Source organism: Desulfosudis oleivorans Hxd3 (assembly GCF_000018405.1).
Taxonomy (GTDB): domain Bacteria; phylum Desulfobacterota; class Desulfobacteria; order Desulfobacterales; family Desulfosudaceae; genus Desulfosudis; species Desulfosudis oleivorans.
In genome coordinates, this window is sequence record NC_009943.1 from 690896 (window position 1) to 711339 (window position 20444).

At 62.0% G+C, this 20444-nt stretch carries 1 protein-coding gene (cut by a window edge); it reads left to right on the forward strand.

Annotation, left to right across the window (positions count from 1 at the left end; all coding sequences use genetic code 11):
* Positions 1 to 20444, forward strand: the 5' portion of a protein-coding gene (locus DOLE_RS03145) for a DUF4347 domain-containing protein (protein WP_012174041.1). 17782 nt of this gene lie beyond the right edge of the window; 20444 of the gene's 38226 nt are visible here — the first part of the coding sequence; it begins with the start codon at positions 1 to 3; its stop codon lies off the right edge, out of view.

The following is a 20444-nucleotide window of genomic DNA, read 5'->3' on the forward strand; positions in this document are numbered from 1 at the left end:
ATGCCGCGAATCAAGGTCGGTAGCAAGGCAGGGGAGAAGGACAAAAAGAAAAAACGCCGCGCAGCCCGCAAGGAGCGGCCCTTTCAGTTCGAGGCCCTGGAACCGCGGTTGTTGCTTTCCGCGGAGATGGGCATTCCCCCGGCAGACCCTGAGAACTTGACGGCCACACCCGCGCCGGTGGTGGAAAATGTGGACCGCTTCAACGATGTGACCACTACGCCTGCGGCAGACGGTATCAAGGATGACGGGGAAGTAAAGACCGTTGCGGACAATGGAGAAAAAGAAGGGCCCGCCGCTCCGGAAAAGCCGGACCCGTCGCATGCCCTTACCGCAAACGATGTCGTGGATGCCGAACCCGCCCCCGGCACAACGCTTTTTTCCGACACGGTTGACAAAATTACCGCGGAAAGGGCATTGCGTCAGGTGGTGGTCATTGACCCGGCGGTTGTGGATACCAATCATCTGCTGACGGCCATTGACGGCTCCCGGCAGGATGCCCGCATCATCAATCTTGCCGGCAACGCGGACCTGCCGGCGGATACGTCCGCCGGTTCCCTGCTGGATATCTACCTTCTTGACGGCAGCCGTGATGGCGTCGCCCAGTTGACGGACATACTGGAAAATTACGACACCCTGGACGCGGTACATATTTTTTCCCATGGCGATACCGGCGCGGTCTACCTGGGCACCACCCCTGTTACCGGTGAGAACCTGGCCGACCGGCAGAATGACCTGACCGCCTGGGGGGCAGCGCTTGCGCCTGATGGAGACCTTCTTCTTTACGGATGTGATGTGGCCGCGGGTGACGACGGTGTCGCCTTTGTGGAGACACTGGCCGCTTTTACAGGGGCTGACGTGGCCGCCTCCACGGACAGGACCGGCCCTGTCGACCTGGACGGAAACTGGGACCTGGAATTTCAGACCGGGCCGGTAGAGACCCCCGTTCTTTCGAATGCCACAACCGGCTACTCCCATCTTCTGGAGACCTTTGTCAGCACCGGTGACAACGAGACCTTTGAAGGCACTGGTGCCAACGACATCTTCAGCTTTGACGACAACTGGGGCAGCGATACCATCGTCAACGGCGGTGGCAGCAATACCGTTAATTTTTCGGCGGTGTCGGCCGATCTCATCTTCACCTTCCACGCCGACGGCACCGTGTCGGCCACGGACGGTGAAAATGTTCTAAACCCCGCCGAGGGCATCAGTACCATTATTGCCGGTTCCGGCGACAACCGTTTTGTCTTTGAACGGGGGGCCGTCTTTTCCGGTACCATCAATGCGGCCGCCGGCGCCACCAACACCCTGGATTTTTCAGGTGTGGCACCGGTGATCGACCCTGTTGACGAAGATGCGCCGGACCGTACCGGTCTGGACCTTGTTTTTACCGTTCATGCCGGCGGCGCGGTGTCCGTGTCCGCTGACGGCTCCGCTATCCTCGGCTCCACCGCTTCCATGGATGCGATTATTGGGGGGGGCGGCGACAACCGCTTTGCCTTTGCAGACGGCGCGGCCTTTGCCGGCTCCATCGACGGCGGCGAGGGGGGGAGCACCACCCTGGATTATTCTGCTTATACATCGGCGGTTGCGGTTGATTTGACCGCTGGTACGGCCACGGGCGTTACCGGGGGCATCAGCAATTTTTCCAACATCGTGGGCGGCGCCGGCAACGACATTCTGACCGGCGATGAATATGCCAACGAGATTACCGGCGGGTCGGGCAGTGATATCATCGACGGCGGCATCGGGGACGATACCCTGACCGGCGGCATTGGCAACGATGTCTTCCGGTTTTCAGACGACTGGGGCTTTGATGCCATCACCGACGGCGATGTGGGCGCCAATACCCTGGATTTTTCAAATGCCACCGCCGACCTGGAGGTGATCTTTGCCGCCGACGGCACCCTTTCCGTTGATGACTACACCAGCCTTCTTGAAACCGGCGGGAGTGTAGCGGCCATAACCACCGGCACCGGCGACGACAATTTTGTGTTTGAAAATGCGGCTGCCTTCGACGGCACCATCACCGGCGGGACAGGCACCAACACCCTGGATTTTTCCGCCTACCAGACACCGGTCAGGATCGACCTGGGTGCCGGTACCGTGGACATGGGCGGTTTTGTCAATGACGCCGGGGTCATGGAAGGCATGACAGCGGACATGCCCCTGGCCTATCTCAACAGCGGTGATGGTGTGGGCGTGGCGGGTATCACGGACGAAACCCTTCTGGCGGACCTGAACGACAGCGCCGGGGTGGGCTTGACCGTTGAATTAACCACGGCCACGCTTCTGGCCGATCTTAACAACGGTGCCGGTGTGGGGATCGCCCCCGCGCTGATCGCCACGACACTGCTGGCTGATCTGCATGACGGCGCCGGAATCGGCGTAGTGGACGGCGATGATATCCACATTACCCTCACCAACGGTGACACGGTCGATATCGACCTTGACGGCTGTGCAACCCTGGAAGATGTGCTGACCGCCATTTCCGCCGCCGATGCACGACTGGGCGCGACAATCAACGCCGACGGTAACGGCATCAATATCACCGACACGGCAGGGGGCGCCGGCGATCTCGCGGTCTCGACCCTCAACTATTCGTTGGCCGCGTCGGACCTGGGTATTGAAGGTGCCGGTACCGGCAACCTGCTTGAAGGTTCCATGATCATCAACGGCCTGGGCATTGTCCTGACCGACGGCACACGGGTGAACGCCGACCTGTCCGGGGCCGTCACCGTGGCCGATGTGCTGGCCGCCATCAATGCCGCCGGCGGCGGCAAGCTCTCCGCCGAAGTCAACGCCCTGGGCAACGGCATCAATATCACCGACACGGCAGGCGGAGAGGGCGACCTGCGGGTGGCCGGCCTGGCCGATTCACCGGTGGCCGCAAACCTGGGCATTGACGGGTACGGTCTTGACGGTGTGCTGGAAGGGTCAGCCCTGATGCATGACCTGCGCGTTACCCTGACCGACGGCACAGCCGTGGACGTGTCCCTGGCCGGCGTCGAAACGGTGGGCGACGTGCTGACCGCTTTGAACAGTGTTGATATCAGCCTCTATGCCGTTATCAACGCGGCCGGCAACGGCTTTGAACTGTATGATGATGCCGGCGGGGCCGGTGACCTGGCGGTCTCGGCCCTCAACGGGGGTACTGCCGCTCCCGGCCTGGGCATTACCGGCACCGGTACCGGCGACACCCTGACCGGCACAACTCTGGTATATGATATCAGCATCACCCTGACCGACGGTACCACTGTAAACGTGGCCCTGGGCGGCACCGCCACCGTGGGAGAGGCCCTGGCGGCCATTAGCGCGGCGCATCCCGCTCTTTCCGCCGTCATCAACGGCACGAACAACGGCATCAATATTTCCGATACGGCCGGCGGGGCCGGCAACCTGACCATCGCGGACCTGGGGACTTCCACGGCCGCCGCTGATTTGGGCATCGCCGGAACCGGCGCCGGGGCACTGGTTGCCGGAACGGTCCTGGTCGCTCCGGTTTCTACCGCCCATTTTACAGGCATCAGCAACGCCGCCGGCGGCGCCGGCGCCGACCTGCTTATCGGCAACAGCCAGGATAATGTGTTAGATGGCGGCGGTGGTGGCGACACCTATCGTTTTGCCGCCGGCTGGGGCAGCGATAAGATCGTGGATTACGGTACCGACGGCAGCGACGTGCTTGATTTTTCTGCGGTTGCGTCCAATCTGGCCGTGACCGTTCATGCTGACGGCACGGTCTCCGTGACAGACGGTGCCAGTACCCTGGACAACGCCGACATCATTGAAGGCATTGTCGGCGGGTCGGGCAGCAACACTTTTGCCTTTGAAGACCAGGCCGATTTTGCCGGGTTTATCGACGGCGGCACCGGCACCGGCAATACACTGGATTATTCGGCCTACACCACCGGCGTGACAGTGGGCCTGGCCGATGTTACGGCCACCGGCACCACGGGTGTAGACAATATCCAAAACATCACCGGCGGCAGCGGAGACGACACCCTGACCGGCGATGACCAGGCCAACACCATCACCGGCGGCGACGGCAACGACACCATTACCGGTGGCGGCGGGGCGGACACGCTGTCCGGCGGGGCCGGGGATGACACCTATGTGATGACCAATGACGGCGCTACCGTCACCATCACGGAAGCAGCCGCTGCCGGCACCGACACTCTGGACTATTCGGAGTGGGGCGCGCCCGTTACGGTGAACCTGTCCACCGGCACGGCCCCGGGCACATCCGGTGTAAACAACATTGAACAGGCCATCGGCACCCGCTTTGCTGATACGCTTGCCGGCACCACCGGGGATGACACCTTTGTCTTCCATGATGGCTGGGGTACCGATACGGTTACGGACCCGACCGCGACTGACAGCGACACCCTTGATTTTTCAGCCGTCACCGCGGCCCTGACCTTTACCTTCACCGGCACCGGCGCCGTGTCGGTTTCCGATGGTACAAGTGCACTCAACAACGTCGCTAACATTGAAAACCTGACCGGCGGCAAGGGAGATGACCATTTTGTTTTTGCGGACAACTGGGGCAACTACACCATCACCTCCGCCGGTGACGTGGATAATGACACACTCGATTTTTCGGCTGTCACCGCGAACCTGACATTTACCATCCATAGCGACGGCACGGTCTCCGTCACCGACGGCACCAATACACTGGGCGCTTCCGGCGGTATCGACAACATTGTCGGCGGGTCCGGTACCAATACCTTTGTCTTTGAAGACCAGGGGTTTCTGAACGCATATATTGATGGCGGCACCGGCACCGCCATTCTCGACTATTCAGCCTGTACCACGGCAATTGCCGTTGACGTCTCCAACATGGACGTGACCGTGACCCGGACCGTGGACGGCGCGGCTGTGACCACCACCCTGATTGGATCCGCCTCGGGCCTGAAAGGTATCAACCGGATCGATGCGGTTATCGGCGGGACGTCCGCCGGTGATACCCTGACCGGATTTGAGGAGGATACGGCCTGGACCCTGTCCGGTGAAAATGCCGGTTCGGTTGCCGGCGGAACCACACTTCGCAACATTACATTCTCCGGTTTTGAAAACCTGGCCGGCCATGCCGATCATGATGACACGTTTACCATTCAGGCCGCCGGATCTCTGGACGGCGCCCTGATCGGCCATCCCTATGGCCCGGCCACCGGCACCGACACGGTGCGCATTGCAAACGGCGCCTACACCACTGTGACCCTGGCCAGTGCCGGCGAAGATGCCGGCTGGATCGACCGGGACGGTGACCAGATCCGGTATATCGGCATTGACAGGGTGGAAGACCTTTCCACCGCCACCACCCGCACCGTTGCCAGCGCCGCGGACCGCACCGCCGAGGTTTATCTCGCCGGCGATCCCTACGAAAAGGACCAGGAATGGATCCTGACCGTGGACGGCGTGGATTACGTGCATACCGTTGCCAGTGACAACGAAGTGCTGGCCGATGTCATCGCCGACTGGGTCGGCCTGCTTCAGGGGGCCGGGTATGTGGCCATTGCCCGGAACAGCACCCTGCAGGTGACCGGACCGGCCGGGACCACGCCGGTTGTTACCGCTACCCTGCCCGATGGAATTTTGTTTCTGGTGGACGACCCGGAGACCCGCGACGCCGATATCCGGCTGGAGAGAGACAGCGGCACGGGCCGGATTACCGTTGTCAGTGGCAGTGATTCGTTTGTCGATTTTGAATTTGTCGAGCCGACCACAAATCTGAACCTGGAGACCGGCGCGGGCAACGACCGCGTCACCGTGGGTACCGGGTTCTCGCCCACCACAGCCGCGGTGACCATTGACGGCCAGGCCGGTGCCGACCACGTTGCTTACGAGGTGACGGGTATTGCCGGTACGGCCCAGACCATCACCCACGCGGCCAATACGCTCAGCAACAGCGGCACGGCGATTTTTACCTACACCGCTGATACCGAGTATGCAAAAGATATTACTGTTTTCGGTACTGCCGGCAACGACCAGATGGCCATGGCGGACGGTGCCGGCACCACCTATGTGGTCAGCAGCACCACCGCCACCTTTGGTGATATCACCCTTGACGATCCCGGCGCCGGCGGGATCCTGACCCTCAACGGCGGAGATGGAGACGACACCATTACCGTGAACGTGACCGGTCTGGCCGCCGACCTGGTGCTTCAGGGCGGGAAAGGAGACAACACCGTCACCGCCGTCAACGGCACGTTTGCCACCCTGAACCTGGGCGGGGATTTTACCACCATGAACGCCGCCGGCGCCACGGTGACCGATTTTGTTTTTGACGCCCGCCCGTCAATCGCCAACCGGGTCACCGTCTCCCGGGTGGGCGGGCAGATTCAGATCGTGGATGAGACCGACATCGGTACCACCACGACCACCATCAATGATCCCACCGGGTCCCTGACCATTAACACGGGTTACAACGCGCCGGAAACAACAGAGTATATCCATCTTGGGGCACTGACCCTGGACGCCGACCTGATCCTGGATGCCGGCAGCCTGAACCGGAACTCGGACGGAGGGGACACGGTCCTCATTCAGGGCGATCTTGTCCTGGGCGGCCACTCCCTGGAGATCAAGGCCGACACGATCACCGTTGAAAGCGGCGTTACGGTTAATACCGGAGACGCCTCCGGCACCACTGCCGGCAATATCACCCTTGAGGGCCACGACATCACCCTGGAAACCGGTGCCAGCCTGCTGGCCGCCGACGATGTCAATGGCGACATCACCATTCTGGCAGTGGACAACACCGCCCTTTTCGTGCCCCTGATCGATATCGATATCAGTCATGTCAGCTTTACCATGAAGAGCGGGGCGGCGATTGAGGGCGGCAACGTGGAGATCATCGCTTCCGCCAGCAACCAGCAGGTTTTTGAAAACAACGAAGAGGGATTTGGCGGCAAGGCCCTGGGCCTTCTGGAGAGCGCCCTGGGCGTGGTGGAGGACCTGAATTTCTTTATTACCGTCAGCTACGTGGAATCCACCGCCAAGATCGACATTCAGGACGGATCGGTTATCACCGCTGAGCAGTTTACCGCCTATGCCAACACCTATGCCGACGTCAGGGCCAAGCTCATCAAGTCCTGGGGCGTGGGCGGCGCCGCCGGCGTGGCCATCAGCGAGGCCAGCGTCACCCTTGCCGGCGAGCTCAACGTCACGGGCAATGTCACCCTGCGTTCCCTGGCGGACATCACCATGGACGTGGTGGCCACACCTTCTCCGGTCAAGGGCGTGGCCGTGGCCGTGGGTATATCGGTGATCGACTCCGAATCCACGGTGCATGTGACCGATACGGCAGAGCTCACCATCGGCGGCGATCTTTCCATGCGGGCCGAGACCATTGAGCACAGCCGCGTGCTGGCCCAGTCCACCAGTGGAAAAGACGGGGCCGTGGGCCTGGCGTTTGCCATTACCGTGGAACAGGGCAGCACCAACGCCTGGATGGACGGACAGGCCGTGATCGGCGGCGATGTACTGGTCTCCGCCGGCATGGTGCAGGAGATGATCGAGGTCAAGAAGCTTTATTTTCTGCCCTCCACCACCATCGGTACCGGCGCCCAGGCCGGCGTGGGCAGCAATTCCAGCGGCGATGTTCTGGACGACGTGAAGTCATCCGCCCAGTCCGCCATTCTTGCCAAGGTGATGAGCCCGGTTCAGGGCAAGATCGACAAGGTCACCAAGTGGTTCAAGACCAAGCTGGGCATCAGCGATGAGCCTTCCAAGGAGCCGCCCTTTGACGTGGCCGGCGCCGTCTCTTTTGTATATGACAGCAATGAAACCTCGGCCCGGATCGGCGACGGCGACGACGCCACATTTGACGGCGCCCTTGATGCCGGCGGCTCCGTGCTGGTGATCAGTTCCATCGCGTCATGCCCCTATGTCAGCGCCAATGCGTCGGCCAGCAACAACGACTCCACCCAGCCGTCAGGCGGCAAGGCGGACAGCAAGTTCTCCGGTTCGGCCGCCATCTCCATCGGCATTTACAAAAACGATGCCGAAGCGGTTATCAACGACGGGGCCGTGGTGGATGCCGTGGACGATATCAACGTCTGCGCCGCGGCCTTGAACGACTATGTGTTTGTCTGGGGCAGGAATCTCTATGATGTCTGGGTCCAGGAGGCTGATTACACCACCGATGACGCCGGCCCGGTGACGGTCCTGGAGGGCCAGACCGTGGAAGTGACCTCCGGTTATACCGGCAACGGTGAGGAGGGCACCTGGTACAAGTATCTCGGCGCGGCAGACCTGTCCGTTGATGACTGGTCAACGGTTGATTTTTCGGACGAAGCCCTCTGGGAGGGGATCAATCCGCTGCACAAGAAGGGCATGGATTTTGTCACCAACCTGACCACCTATCTGAGCGGGGATTTCGGCATGTCGGCCTGGCTGGGCAATTCCTGGACCCAGGCCACGGCCGAGGGTGACACCCTGGCCATTGCCGGCGCCGTCACCTATCTGGACATGGCCAACAACGCCGAGGCGGCCATTCGAAAGGACGCGCAGATCAACCAGAATGACGGCGGCGACGGGTTCGGCGACGTGGTGGTCCAGGCCGTCAACCTCAACGAAACAGTCAACCTGGGCGGCAACATCAACCTGCCGGGGATATCCTCGGAACCGGAAGAAGGAAAGACGCTTCCCAAGCTGTCGGCCCAGTACAAACCCAAGGACCTGCTCGGCACCAAGGCCGAGGACGGCAAGGGGGCTGTGGGCGCCACGGTCATGATTTACAACTATAAGGACACCACCGAGGCTGTTATCGAAGACGGCGTAATCCTTTCCGCCGACAGCCTGCTGGTGGACGCCCAGACCGGAACCATGGGTGTCAATGTGGGGGCCTCGGGCGGCCAGGGCGGCAAGGTTGGGTTCAACGGCGTGGTCATCGTCAATGTGGTTGATAACGAAACCACGGCCCGTATCGATGCCGGGGCCGACATTGCCGTGGGCAGCGGCCTGGTGGTGGATGGCGTTGCCTTTGATCCTGAGGATGCCATCAGCCTTATCGGCGACTGGATCGATCTCGGGGGCTATTACGGGCTTAAGGCCGGGGACTCGCTCGTTTATGACAACGGCGGTGGAACCAGCATCGGCGGGCTGACCCAGGGAGAGACCTACTATGTGGCGGCCGTGTCCGGCACGAAAATTCGGTTGGCGGACGCCTCGGGCAACGCCATCGGCCTGGATAAGGATTCCGCCACCGGTGCCGATCACAACCTGACCGGCATAAATTCCCTGGTGGTCAACGCCCGGGACGATCTTTTTCTGGTGGATGTGGCCGGTGGTGTGGCGGTGTCCAGCGAGGTCGGTATCGGGGCCTCAGTCAATGTCAATATCGTCAATCGGGATACCCAGGCCCTTATCGGCGATTTGCATGATACCGATGCGGCGGACCAGACTGCCGTGGGTGACCGCGGGACAGTGACAGTGGCGGGCAACACCGCGGTCAGCGCCGTCAATGACGGTTTTATCGGCGGTTTTTCCGTGGCCGGGGCCGTGGCCAAGAGTTCCCAGAAAGCACCGGGCAGCGGCGGTGGCACCAGCTCCAACCGGGGCACCGGCGGCACCCAGGGCTCTGATGGCAGCGTGACAAGTAACGACGCCCTGTCTTCCTGGCAGAGCAAGTGGGCCTCGGTCCTTGGTGAGGGCAAAGACAAGGGCAAGCTTTCCGGTGATGTGGCCGGTGATACGTCCAAATCCACAGACCAGACCGCCCAGTCCAAGTCGGGGTTTGCCGTTTCCGGCGCGGTGGTGGTCGATGTGGTTGACGACAACGCCCGGGCCTATATCTTCAATGCCGGAGCCGTGACCTTGACCAGTGACGGATCCCTGAGCGTTTCGGCCGGCAATGACACCGATCTGGGTTCCTTTGCCGGGGCCGTGGCATATGCCAAGGGCAGCGGCACCGGTTCCGGCACCGCCGTGGGCGGCGCCTTTGGCGTCAATGTGCTGTCCGGCGCCACGGAAGCATTTATTGAGGACGCCGTCAGCCTGACGGCGAACGATCTTTCCATTGTGGCGGACCGCGAAGGCCTGAACGTGGCCATCGTGGCCGGCGTCGGTATCGGTATGGGCCAGAAGGGCGTGGGCGTGGCCGGATCGGTCAGTGTTAATATCGCCCTGTTCACCGTGGAAGCGGCCCTGCGCGATATCACCGGCCCGGTCCAGGTGAATACCCTGTCCGTCACCGCTGATGACGATTCCACCCTGATCGCCATTGCCGGTTCAGTGGCTTTTGGCGGCAAGGCCGGGGTAGGCATTGCCATGGGGTTTTCCTGGACGGAAACCGATGTGTCCGCTCTGGTTTCAAACGTCAGCAACCTGACCCATACCGGCGATTTTACCGTTGACGCCACGGCCGACGGCCTGATCGTGGCGGTCACCGGTTCGGTGGGTATTTCCGCGGGCCAGGCCAAGGGGTATGCCGGGGCCGGCACGGTTTCCATCAATTTTTTGAAAAACACCCTGGAAGCGAAGATTGTCGACACGATCGTCACCGCCGCTTCCACAGGCGACATTAGCGTTGACGCCGACGACAGCACCGGCATTTACTCTTTTGCCGGCGCCCTGGCCGCCGGCAAGACCGCCGGTCTGGGCGCGGCCATTGCCGTAAACTCGCTGGACAACAGCGTCACCGCCCTGGTCGATGGCTCAACTCTGGAGACTTCCGGCGATTTTTCCGCCACGGCCGAAGAAACCGGCACCGTGGTCACCGTGGCCGTGGCCGGGGCCGGTTCGACAAAGCTGGCAATTGCCGGTTCCGTGGCCATCAATATTTTTGACAACGATATTACAGCCAGGGTGGTCGACAGCGCCATTTCCGCCAACGCCGTGGCCTTTACCGCCGAAGACCGGTCCACCAGCGTGGCCGCGGCCGGCGGGATCGCCATTTCCACGGGCCAGGCCGGGGTCGGCGCGGCCGTGGGCGTGAACCTGATCTTCAACAACGTCACGGCCCGGGTGGAAAATTCGGCCATTGACGCAGCATCGGCCATTGACGTGAGCGCCGGTGCCGAAACCCTTCTGGTCAGTGTTACCTTGGGCGGCGCCGGGGGCGAGAAGTTCGCCCTGGGTGGGTCTTTTTCCGCCAACGTGGTCATGAATACCGTTACCGCCGATATTATCAGCGGCTCGACGCTGGATGCGGCCGGAGATATCGGCATTGCGGCATCCGACACCACCACGGCCGTGATCGTGGCCGGCGGGTTTGCCGGATCGGGTAAGGCGGCCGTTGGTCTTTCCTTTTCCCAGCTCTATATGGAGAACCAGACCACGGCGGTCATTGACGACGCTACCGTTACATCCACCGGTGGAAGCATCGGCCTGGCCGCCGGCATCGCGCCGCCGGCCAGCAAGGCCGAGCTTTCCGATGTTCGCATGATGACCTACGGTGTCGACCTGCCCGACACCAACAGCTCCTCGATTTTTAACCTGACCGTGGCCGGGGCCGGGGCCGGAAAAGTGGCCGCCGGTTTTGCCCTTTCCGTGAATAACATCAACAACACCATCACGGCGGAAATCCGAAACGGATCCGTGGTGGACGGTTCTGCCGGCGTGGCCCTGTCGGCCATTGACGCGTCCGTTATCGATGCCATCGCCCTGGGCGTGGCCGGTGCCGGAGACGTGGCCGTGGGCGGGGCCGTTTCCGTGAACACCATCACCAACACCATCGGCACGGCTATCAGCGAGTCAACCGTTCGGGCCGGTGTCAACGCCACTGGCACCGTGCTGACCAATGCCGATGCCGCCGTGACCCTGGATTCGGCGTCATCATCCATCATTCGCGCCCTGGCCATCGGGGTGTCCGGCTCCGGCAAGGTGGCCGTGTCCGTTACGGCCCTGGGCAATGCCGTGGCCAACGATGTTTCCGCTGAGATCATCGGTTCCACGGTCATGGCCGGCGGTGATATTTCGCTTACGGCCTCCGATATTGCGCCGGCCCTCATTCCCGGCATGGAACTCGCCGCCGAGGACCAGGACCGGCTGGATGACAGCCTGGCTGATTCGCCCGTTGACCCCCAGGGCAATATCCTGTCCTTGATGATCAGCGTGGCCGGTTCCGGCAAGGTGGCGGTCAGCGCCGCCCTGGCAGGTAATGTGATCAACAATACCGTAACGACCCTTGTTGATGATGCCACCGTGCTGGCCGGCATCAACGCCGTTACCGGGGATGTGATCAACGCCGCGGCGGATGTCACCATGGCGGCCCTGTCCAAGGCCGGCATTGTGGCCGTTACCGTGGGCGTGGCCGGCGCCGGCAACGTGGCGGTCCAGGCCACCGGTTTTGGTAATGTGATTACCAACACCGTGGCGTCGTCCATTCAGGGCAATGCAACGGTCTCTTCCGGCCATGATTTTTCTCTGACAGCCTACGATCAATCCACGATCCGGTCCCTGGCCATCGGCGTGGCCGCCTCTGGCAGCGCGGCGGTGTCCGCCCTGATCGGTGCCAACGTTGTCACCAACACGGTGACGGCCCAGATCGCCGGATCCGAAGCGTCCAGCGGTGGCGCCCTGACCGTGGACGCCCAGAACAGTTCCGCCATTTACAGCTTTGCCGGCGGCGTGGCCGCCTCCGGCTCGGTGGCGGTTCAGGTAAGCCTGGCCGCCAACGTGGTGGCCAACCGCACGGAAGCCTCCATCAATGACCGCACCTTTGACGAAGACGGTGATCTGGTGGAAGGCGTGACCGTGGCGTCCGTCGTGAATGCCGGTGGCTCCCTGTCGGTTACAGCGGATGACACCTCCAGCATCGACGCCATCGGCATCGGCGTGGCCGGGTCCGGCTCCGTGGCCGTGGGCGTGGCCCTGTCGGCCAACGTTATTGCCAACAGCATCCTTGCCTCCGTCGAGGGGTCCACCGTGGACGCCGGCGGGTCCGTGGGCCTGGCCGCTGAATCCGAAGCCATTATCCGGGCCATTGCCATCGGCGTGTCCGGTTCCGGCACCGTGGCCGTGCAGGTCACGGCCATGGGCAACGTCATCACCAATACCGTGTCCGCGACCATCACCGATGCCACGGTGACCGCGGCTGATAACGTGACCCTTGAAGCGTCCGATATCGCGCCCAGCGCCATTCCCGAGTGGATGGTTTCAGCCGAAGACATGGACAGCATCAACGGATCCCTGGAAGATTCGCCCATTGATATGGATGCCAGTATTCTGGCGATCAATATCAGCGTGGCCGGCTCCGGCGCCGTGGCCGTCAACGGGGCTTTCACGGGCAATGTCATCACCAACACCGTTGTTTCTTCCATTGAAAACGCCACGGTAACTGCCACGGCCGGAGAAGTGATTCTGGCCTCGGATTCAAAGGCCCGTATTATCGCCGCCACCGTGGGAGTGGGGGCCTCGGGCGCGGTGGCCGTGAATGTCACCGGCTTCGGCAACGTCATTGTGAACCAGGTGGAAGCATCCATCACGGACGGCGCCGTTGTGACCACCGGGGCGGATGTCCTGCTATCGGCTGTCGATGATTCTTCCATCAGTTCCATCGGCCTGTCCGTGGCCGGTTCCGGGGCCGTGGCGGTATCGGTCATCGTCGGCGCCAACGTGATCACCAACCATGTCACGGCCGGGATAAACGATGCCACCGTGGACAGCGGCGGGGCCATCGGCCTTATCGCTTCGCAGGAAGCCGCCATCTTCAGCTTTGCGGGCGGCGTGGCGGCAACCGGAGCGGTGTCGGTCCAGGTGAGCCTGGCCGCCAACGTGATTACCAATACCACGGAAGCGTCCATTGTCGAATCCACCGTCGACGCTGATGGCGATGTTTTTCTGGCCGCATCCGACAGCTCCAGTATCGACTCTTTTGCCTTTGGCGTGTCCGGTTCCGGGGCCGTGGCCGTGGGCGTGGCCCTGTCGGCCAATGTCATCGCCAACACGGTGACCGCTTCTATTGAAGACGCCACTGTCACGGCCGGCGGCGCGGTGAGCCTGACCGCGACCTCTGAAGCGATCATTCGGGCCGTGGCCCTTGGCGTATCCGGTTCCGGCGCCGTGGCCGTGCAGGTGACGGCCATGGGCAACGTGGTGACCAATCATGTCCTGGCCACGATTACCGATTCCACGGTCACGGCCGTGAACGATGTCACCATCGAAGCGTCCGATATCGCGCCCAGTGCCATTCCCGCCTGGATGGTGCCGGCCGACAAGATGGACGAGATCAACGAATCCCTGGAAGATTCGCCCATCGACCTGGATGCCAATATCGTGGCCCTGAATATCAGTGTGGCCGGTTCCGGGGCCGTGGCCGTCAACGGGGCACTGACCGGCAACGTGATTGCCAATACGGTTTGCGCGGATATCGACGCCTCCACGGTCCGTGCGGGCGTTGATATCAATGACGTGGTCATCAATACCGCCGCTGCCGTGGGCCTGCTGGCCTCTTCCCGGTCCCGGATCATCTCCATATCGGTGGGCGTGGGCGGCTCCGGGGTGGTGGCGGTCAATGCCACCTGCTTTGGCAACGTGATCACCAATACCGTGGAGACGTCCGTAAAGGGTGGTTCAGTGATAAAGGCCGGCGGCAATGTCGATCTTGACGCCACGGACAGCTCCTCCATCAGCTCCATCGGCCTGTCCGTGGCCGGGTCAGGGGTGGTGGCGGTCTCCGTGATCGCCGCGGCCAACGTGATAACCAACACCACGGTGGCCCAGATCGCCGGTTCCACCGTGGAAGCCGGCGGCAACGTGACCCTTGACGCCATACAGAACGCTGTTATCTACGGTTTTGCCGGCGGTGTGGCCGCCTCGGGCGTGGTCAGCGTCCAGCTCTCCCTGGCGGCCAACGTGATCACCAATACCACCGAAGCATCCATCACCGACCGGGTGTTTAACGAGGACGGCTCGATAAATGAAGGCGCGTCCGCGCCGTCAACGGTCACCGCCGATGGCGACGTTGCCCTGCTGGCAAAAGACAGCTCCAGTATTGACTCTGTTGCCTTTGGCGTGTCCGGTACCGGTGGCGTGGCCGTGGGCGCGGTGTTGTCAGCCAATGTCATCACCAACGACATTGCCACGGCCGTTACAGGTTCCACGGTTGCCGCCGGCGGGGCGGTAAGCCTGGATTCAGAATCCTCGGCCGTGATCCGGTCCCTCAACCTGGGCGTGTCCGGTTCCGGGGCCGTGGCCGTGACCGTCAATGCCATGGGCAATACCGTTGTCAACAGCGTGACCGCTGATATCACCGACGCCACGGTAACCGCCGGAACCGACGTCAGCCTGGCCGCTTCGGACATGGCGCCGGACACCGTGTCGGCATTGAACGTTCCCGCCGACAGGGAAGATGAGGTGACCGCTGCCTTTGATGATACCGAATCCCCCTTTGGCGCGGACTCCTTTACTGACGCCAACATTCTGGCGATGAACATCAGCGTGTCCGGCTCCGGCCTGGTGGCCGTGGATGTAAATCTCACCGGCAACGTCATTATCAATACCGTGTTGACTACTATCGACAACTCCACGGTAACGGCCACCGGCGGCAATCTGAGCATGACCGCCGAATCCAGGGCCGTGATTACTTCCCTTTCCCTGGGCGTGGGCGCGTCCGGCGCGGTCTCTGTGGGGGCCGTGGCTTTCGGTAACGTGATCACCAATACCGTGGAGTCTGTCATTCAAAACGGCGCCACGGTAACGGCCGGCGGTGCACTGGCCCTGGCCGCGGCGGACCGTTCCGCCATCGGCTCCATTGGCCTGAGCATATCGGCTTCCGGCGGCGTGGCCGTCTCCGCCATTGTGGGCTACAACGAGATTGACAACACCATTTCCGCAAAAATCGACGACGCCACCGTGGAAAGCGGCGGGGCCATGAGCCTGACCGCCCTGTCCGATGCCGATATCTTCAGTTTTTCCGGCGGCGTGGCCGCCTCCGGCGTGGTGTCGGCCCAGGTCTCCGTTTCCATCAACACCATCGAGAACGAGGTGACCGCTGCTGTCAGCGATGCCGATATTACGGCGGGCGGGCTCTCTCTTTTCGCCCGGGATCTGTCCACCATGGATTCCGTGGCCATCGGCGTATCGGCGTCGGGTTTTGGCGCGGCCGGGGCCGCGGTTTCCAAGAACCTGATCGATAACAGCGTGCAAGCCACGATTACCGCTTCCACAATAACGGCCGGCGCCGGCGGCGTTTCGCTGACCGCCGAATCCCCGGCCCTGATCCGCTCCTTTGCCGCGGGTATCGCCGGTTCAGGGCTGGCCGCCGGCCAGGCCTCGGTGACGCTTAACGAGATTACCAACACCATTACAGCCAAAATCGATGATTCCGACATTCACTCCACCGGCACGGTTTCTCTGCTGGCCTCGGACGAGGCGCCGGATGCGATCCCCGATTTTCTGGGTGACATGATGATCCCCACCGGTATCATTGATACGGCCACCGACAACCTCGATGGCGAGAGCGTGGATCAGGCCGCCAATATCGTGTCTTTTGCCGCTACCATCGCCTTGTCCGGCGGTGTGGCCGGCAGCGCGGCCGTGGCGGAGAACACCATTACCAACACAGTGGTGGCCCGGGTGATCGATTCCGACGTGACGTCAACCGCCGGTGGTATTACTTCGGAGGCCCTGTCGGGATCACGCATTTCCACCCTGTCGGCGGGTATCGGCGTGGCCGGAGGGCTGGCCCTGAACGCCTCTGTATCCGTTAACACCATAGAAAACACGATCCAATCCTCGATCACCGGCACCGGTGAAATTTCGGCCCATGGCACGGTGGGCCTGACCGCGGTCGATGATTCCCGTATCGACGCCCTTACCTTCAGTGTGGCCGGCGCCCTGGCCGCCGCCCTGGGCGGGGCCGTGGTCACCAACACGGTGGACAATGATGTGTCCGCCTTTATTCAAGGTACTTCCGGCACCGATAAAATTCAGGTATTTTCAGCCGGCCAGGTGTCCCTTCTGGCCGATGCCCGGCAGATCATCGGGGGCCGCAGCATCGGCGCCACAGTGGGCGCGGTGGCCGCGGGCGCTTCCGTGTCCGTGGGCACGGTGAGCGGTTCCACCAAAGCCTATATCGGCAATTATGTCGAGGTGGGCATGGCGGCGGGCAATACCGTGGGGGGGATAACCATTACAGCCGAGGCTGATGCGCGGGTCAATTCCGATACCACAGCCATTTCCGCGGGTATCGGGGCGGGGTCGGGCAATGATGGCCGGGCCATTATCACGTCCCCGGTGGAGGCCTATATCTCCGGTACCGGTACGGGTGTGGTTGTGACGGACGATATCATCGTGAGCGCGACGGTCCGGCCCAAGGCCGTGGCCGATACCTGGGGTGTGAACGCCGGTGCCCTGGCCGTGGGTGTTTCCCTGTCCGAGGCCACGGTGACCTCTACGGTGAATGCCTATGTGGGCGGCAGCATCACCGCCGGCAGCCTGACGGTGAGCGCGGCCCAGGATCTGCCGCCAAGTGGCGATTCGGCCAAGGCCGAGGCCACCGGCTCTGGCGGCGCCCTGGTCGGCGTGGACGCCACCGTCGCCACCGCTACCAGCGACGCCACAGTGAAGGGGTATGTGCTGGCCAATACCACCCTGAATATCGCCGGCGCTACTGTTATTAGTGCCGATACCGAGACCCGGCAGCGGGCCGAGGCCGACAGCAACGTGGGTGGCGTGGTGGCTGTGGGCGTAAGCAGTGCCACGGCCTCGTCCGACACCGAGACAAAAGCCTGGCTGGGCAGCGGGGTCCAGCTTACCGGCGGCAGCCTGAGCATCACGGCCACCGGCCATGACGATAACCTGGCCGACACCACGGCCGGTGCCTTTGGCGGCATTCCCGTGTCATCGGCCACGGCTGTCACCGACAATACCAGCACCACCACGGCGGAGATTAAAGACGGCGTGGTCGGCAGAAATATCGACCTGACCAGCGGCGGCACCGGCGAATTTCAGATTGTGGCCGACCATACCGCCACCTTTGACAGCATGGTCAGCGCCATTGCCGGCGGCCTTTTCGGCGGCACCGGCGCGGAAATCGACAACACCGTCACCTCCACGGTGGATGCCAGGGTGGGGGACAGTGTGAATGTCACGGCCACAGACATTCTCATGGACGCGGTCAACCGGGCCCGCAAGAACGAAGACGGCACGGCCAATATTGACGGCGAGGCCGGCGGCGCCATTGCCGGCGGCGGGGCCGACAGCGATACCACCATCGATTTCAAGACCCGGGTAACCATCGGCAATGGCACATCCCTGGCGGTGACAGGCGACATGGCCTCACCGGGTGATTTTGCGCTGCGGGCCTTAAACGACCTGGTGGTCAAGGACAAGATTAATTTTTTCGCCGCCGGCGGGCTCTCGGGCCTGGGGGCCTACTCCAGCATTGAAACGTTAAACGACCTGGCCCGGGTGACCGTGGGCGACGCCGATCTTATCAGCGTGGGCGCCATCAATATTTCGGCCCGGGGCACCGGAGATGTCTCTTCTGTTGTCAACGCTCAGGCCTATGGCGCGGGGACCCTGATTCTCGGCGACGCCGTGGCCAACGTCTGCCCCACCAACGAGGTGATCATCAACTCCGGCGCCCATATTCAGGCACTGGGGGACCTCAACATCTCCACCGGCACCAATACCAATTTTGTTCGGGACGACTACGCGGTCGAAGCCACCCTGGACACCTTTGCCGGCAGCGCCATTCCCATTGAGGATGTGGACGCCAGTGCCTATCTGTTCCAGGAAAACACCATCACCGTTGCGTCCGGAGCACTGCTGGAAACCGCCCGGAGCGTCAGCCTTCATGCTGAAAAATACGGGTTCGGCGAGATGACGGGCCGGGCCAAGACCGTTAACTGGGTCAGTTCCATCGCGGACGCCTTAAACGGGGAGGCCGCCGAAGAGATGGTGGGCGGCACGGTCCGTACGGAGAGCCACGCCGTGGTCACCGTCGACGGCACCATCCGCACGGGAATCATGCGGAGCTGGTCATTGACCCTTGACGGTTGGGATCGCGAGACCGGAGAAATTACGGCCAGCGGCACGGTCAACGGCACTGACCAGAAGATCGGGTTTACGGTCACCCAGGAGGTATTGACCTCCGACCTGGTGAACGAACTGATGAATGCCCAGTCCCAGCTGGCGCTTTACCAGGATAAGGGCAATGCCACGCTTATTACCTATTACGAGAGCGAGATCGCCCGTCTTGAAGACCTGCTAAGGGAGGAGGGGCTGCTGGAGGGTGAAGACGGCGAATACGCCGCGGTGCAGCAGTATGTGATGACCGTCAACCTGGATCCGGTCTGGGCCGAAGCCGGTATCATCGATATTCGCGCCGATCAGCTTAAAGGGGATGGCTCCTTTGACGCGCCGGGTGATGCCAGCGTCACCGTTCTCAACCATACACCGGCCTTTCTCCGGATCAACGGAATCACTATTCCGGAGAAAAACGGCGGACTGTTCTTTAACGGCCTGGAGATGGCCGACAACAGCACCATCAACACCATCAACGACAACAATGCCGATCTGGACAACCAGATCAATGATCATGAAGGCAATCGCCTGCCCACGGGGTGGAGTGCGGTAGTCGGCGGCGGGGCGGCATTTGCCGCCATTCCGGACAATGCCCTGTCCGAGCCGTCTGTTTACGTGGAAAACGATTTTGTGGCCGGAACGGTCGCCCCGGACGAGATCTATCCATGGCCGGACATTATCGTGGACGGAGCGGTCAGCAACATAAACGGGTCGGCTACCTTTAAAACCCTTCAGGCCGGTGACGGGAATATTGTTTTTAATGCCTCGGTCCGTGCCAAGGACATGACCGTGATTGCGGGCGGAACGGTCTATATTGACGGGGTGTCCTCCTATTCGGTGGGCGGTGAGGCCTATTCCCTCTGGAACAGTTACACGGACGAGGGTACCGAATCGGCGACTTCGTCTGACATCAATACGATCCTGGGCATGGAGCCGGGCGACAAGGTCAACCTTTTCGGGGACAAGATTTTCATCAACGCCGAATACCTGAACATCAACGGGGTCATGCAGAGCGGCAAGGAGGCCTACGTTCTTGAGCTGGATCAGGATACCATTGATGAAATCAACTCTCTCTCCGCTTCCCAGAAGGGGCTGGTAGTCTTAAAAACCGCTTCCCAGGACGATTTTATCGTGCGTTTCGATACCACCACGCGGCAGATCATCGTGGATGAGATGAGTGTAAGCGGCGGGCATATCGAACTGACCGGTCATATCCTGAACACCGGGGCAGGTGAGATCCGTGTCCTGGGCGGGTATGCCACCGTGGAGATCACCAACGAGACCGCCTATGACCTGGTGATCAACCGCCTGGATGCCTCCCAGCGGGGCGGCGGCACCCTTTTTATTAACGACACGGCCACGGACCTGGTGACCCTGTACCGGATGTCGGGCAGTGAAGTGATCCGTACGATAGATGATGGCACAACGGTGCAGGTTGACGCTCTTGTTCGTACCTTTGACGGCACCGCCTACGC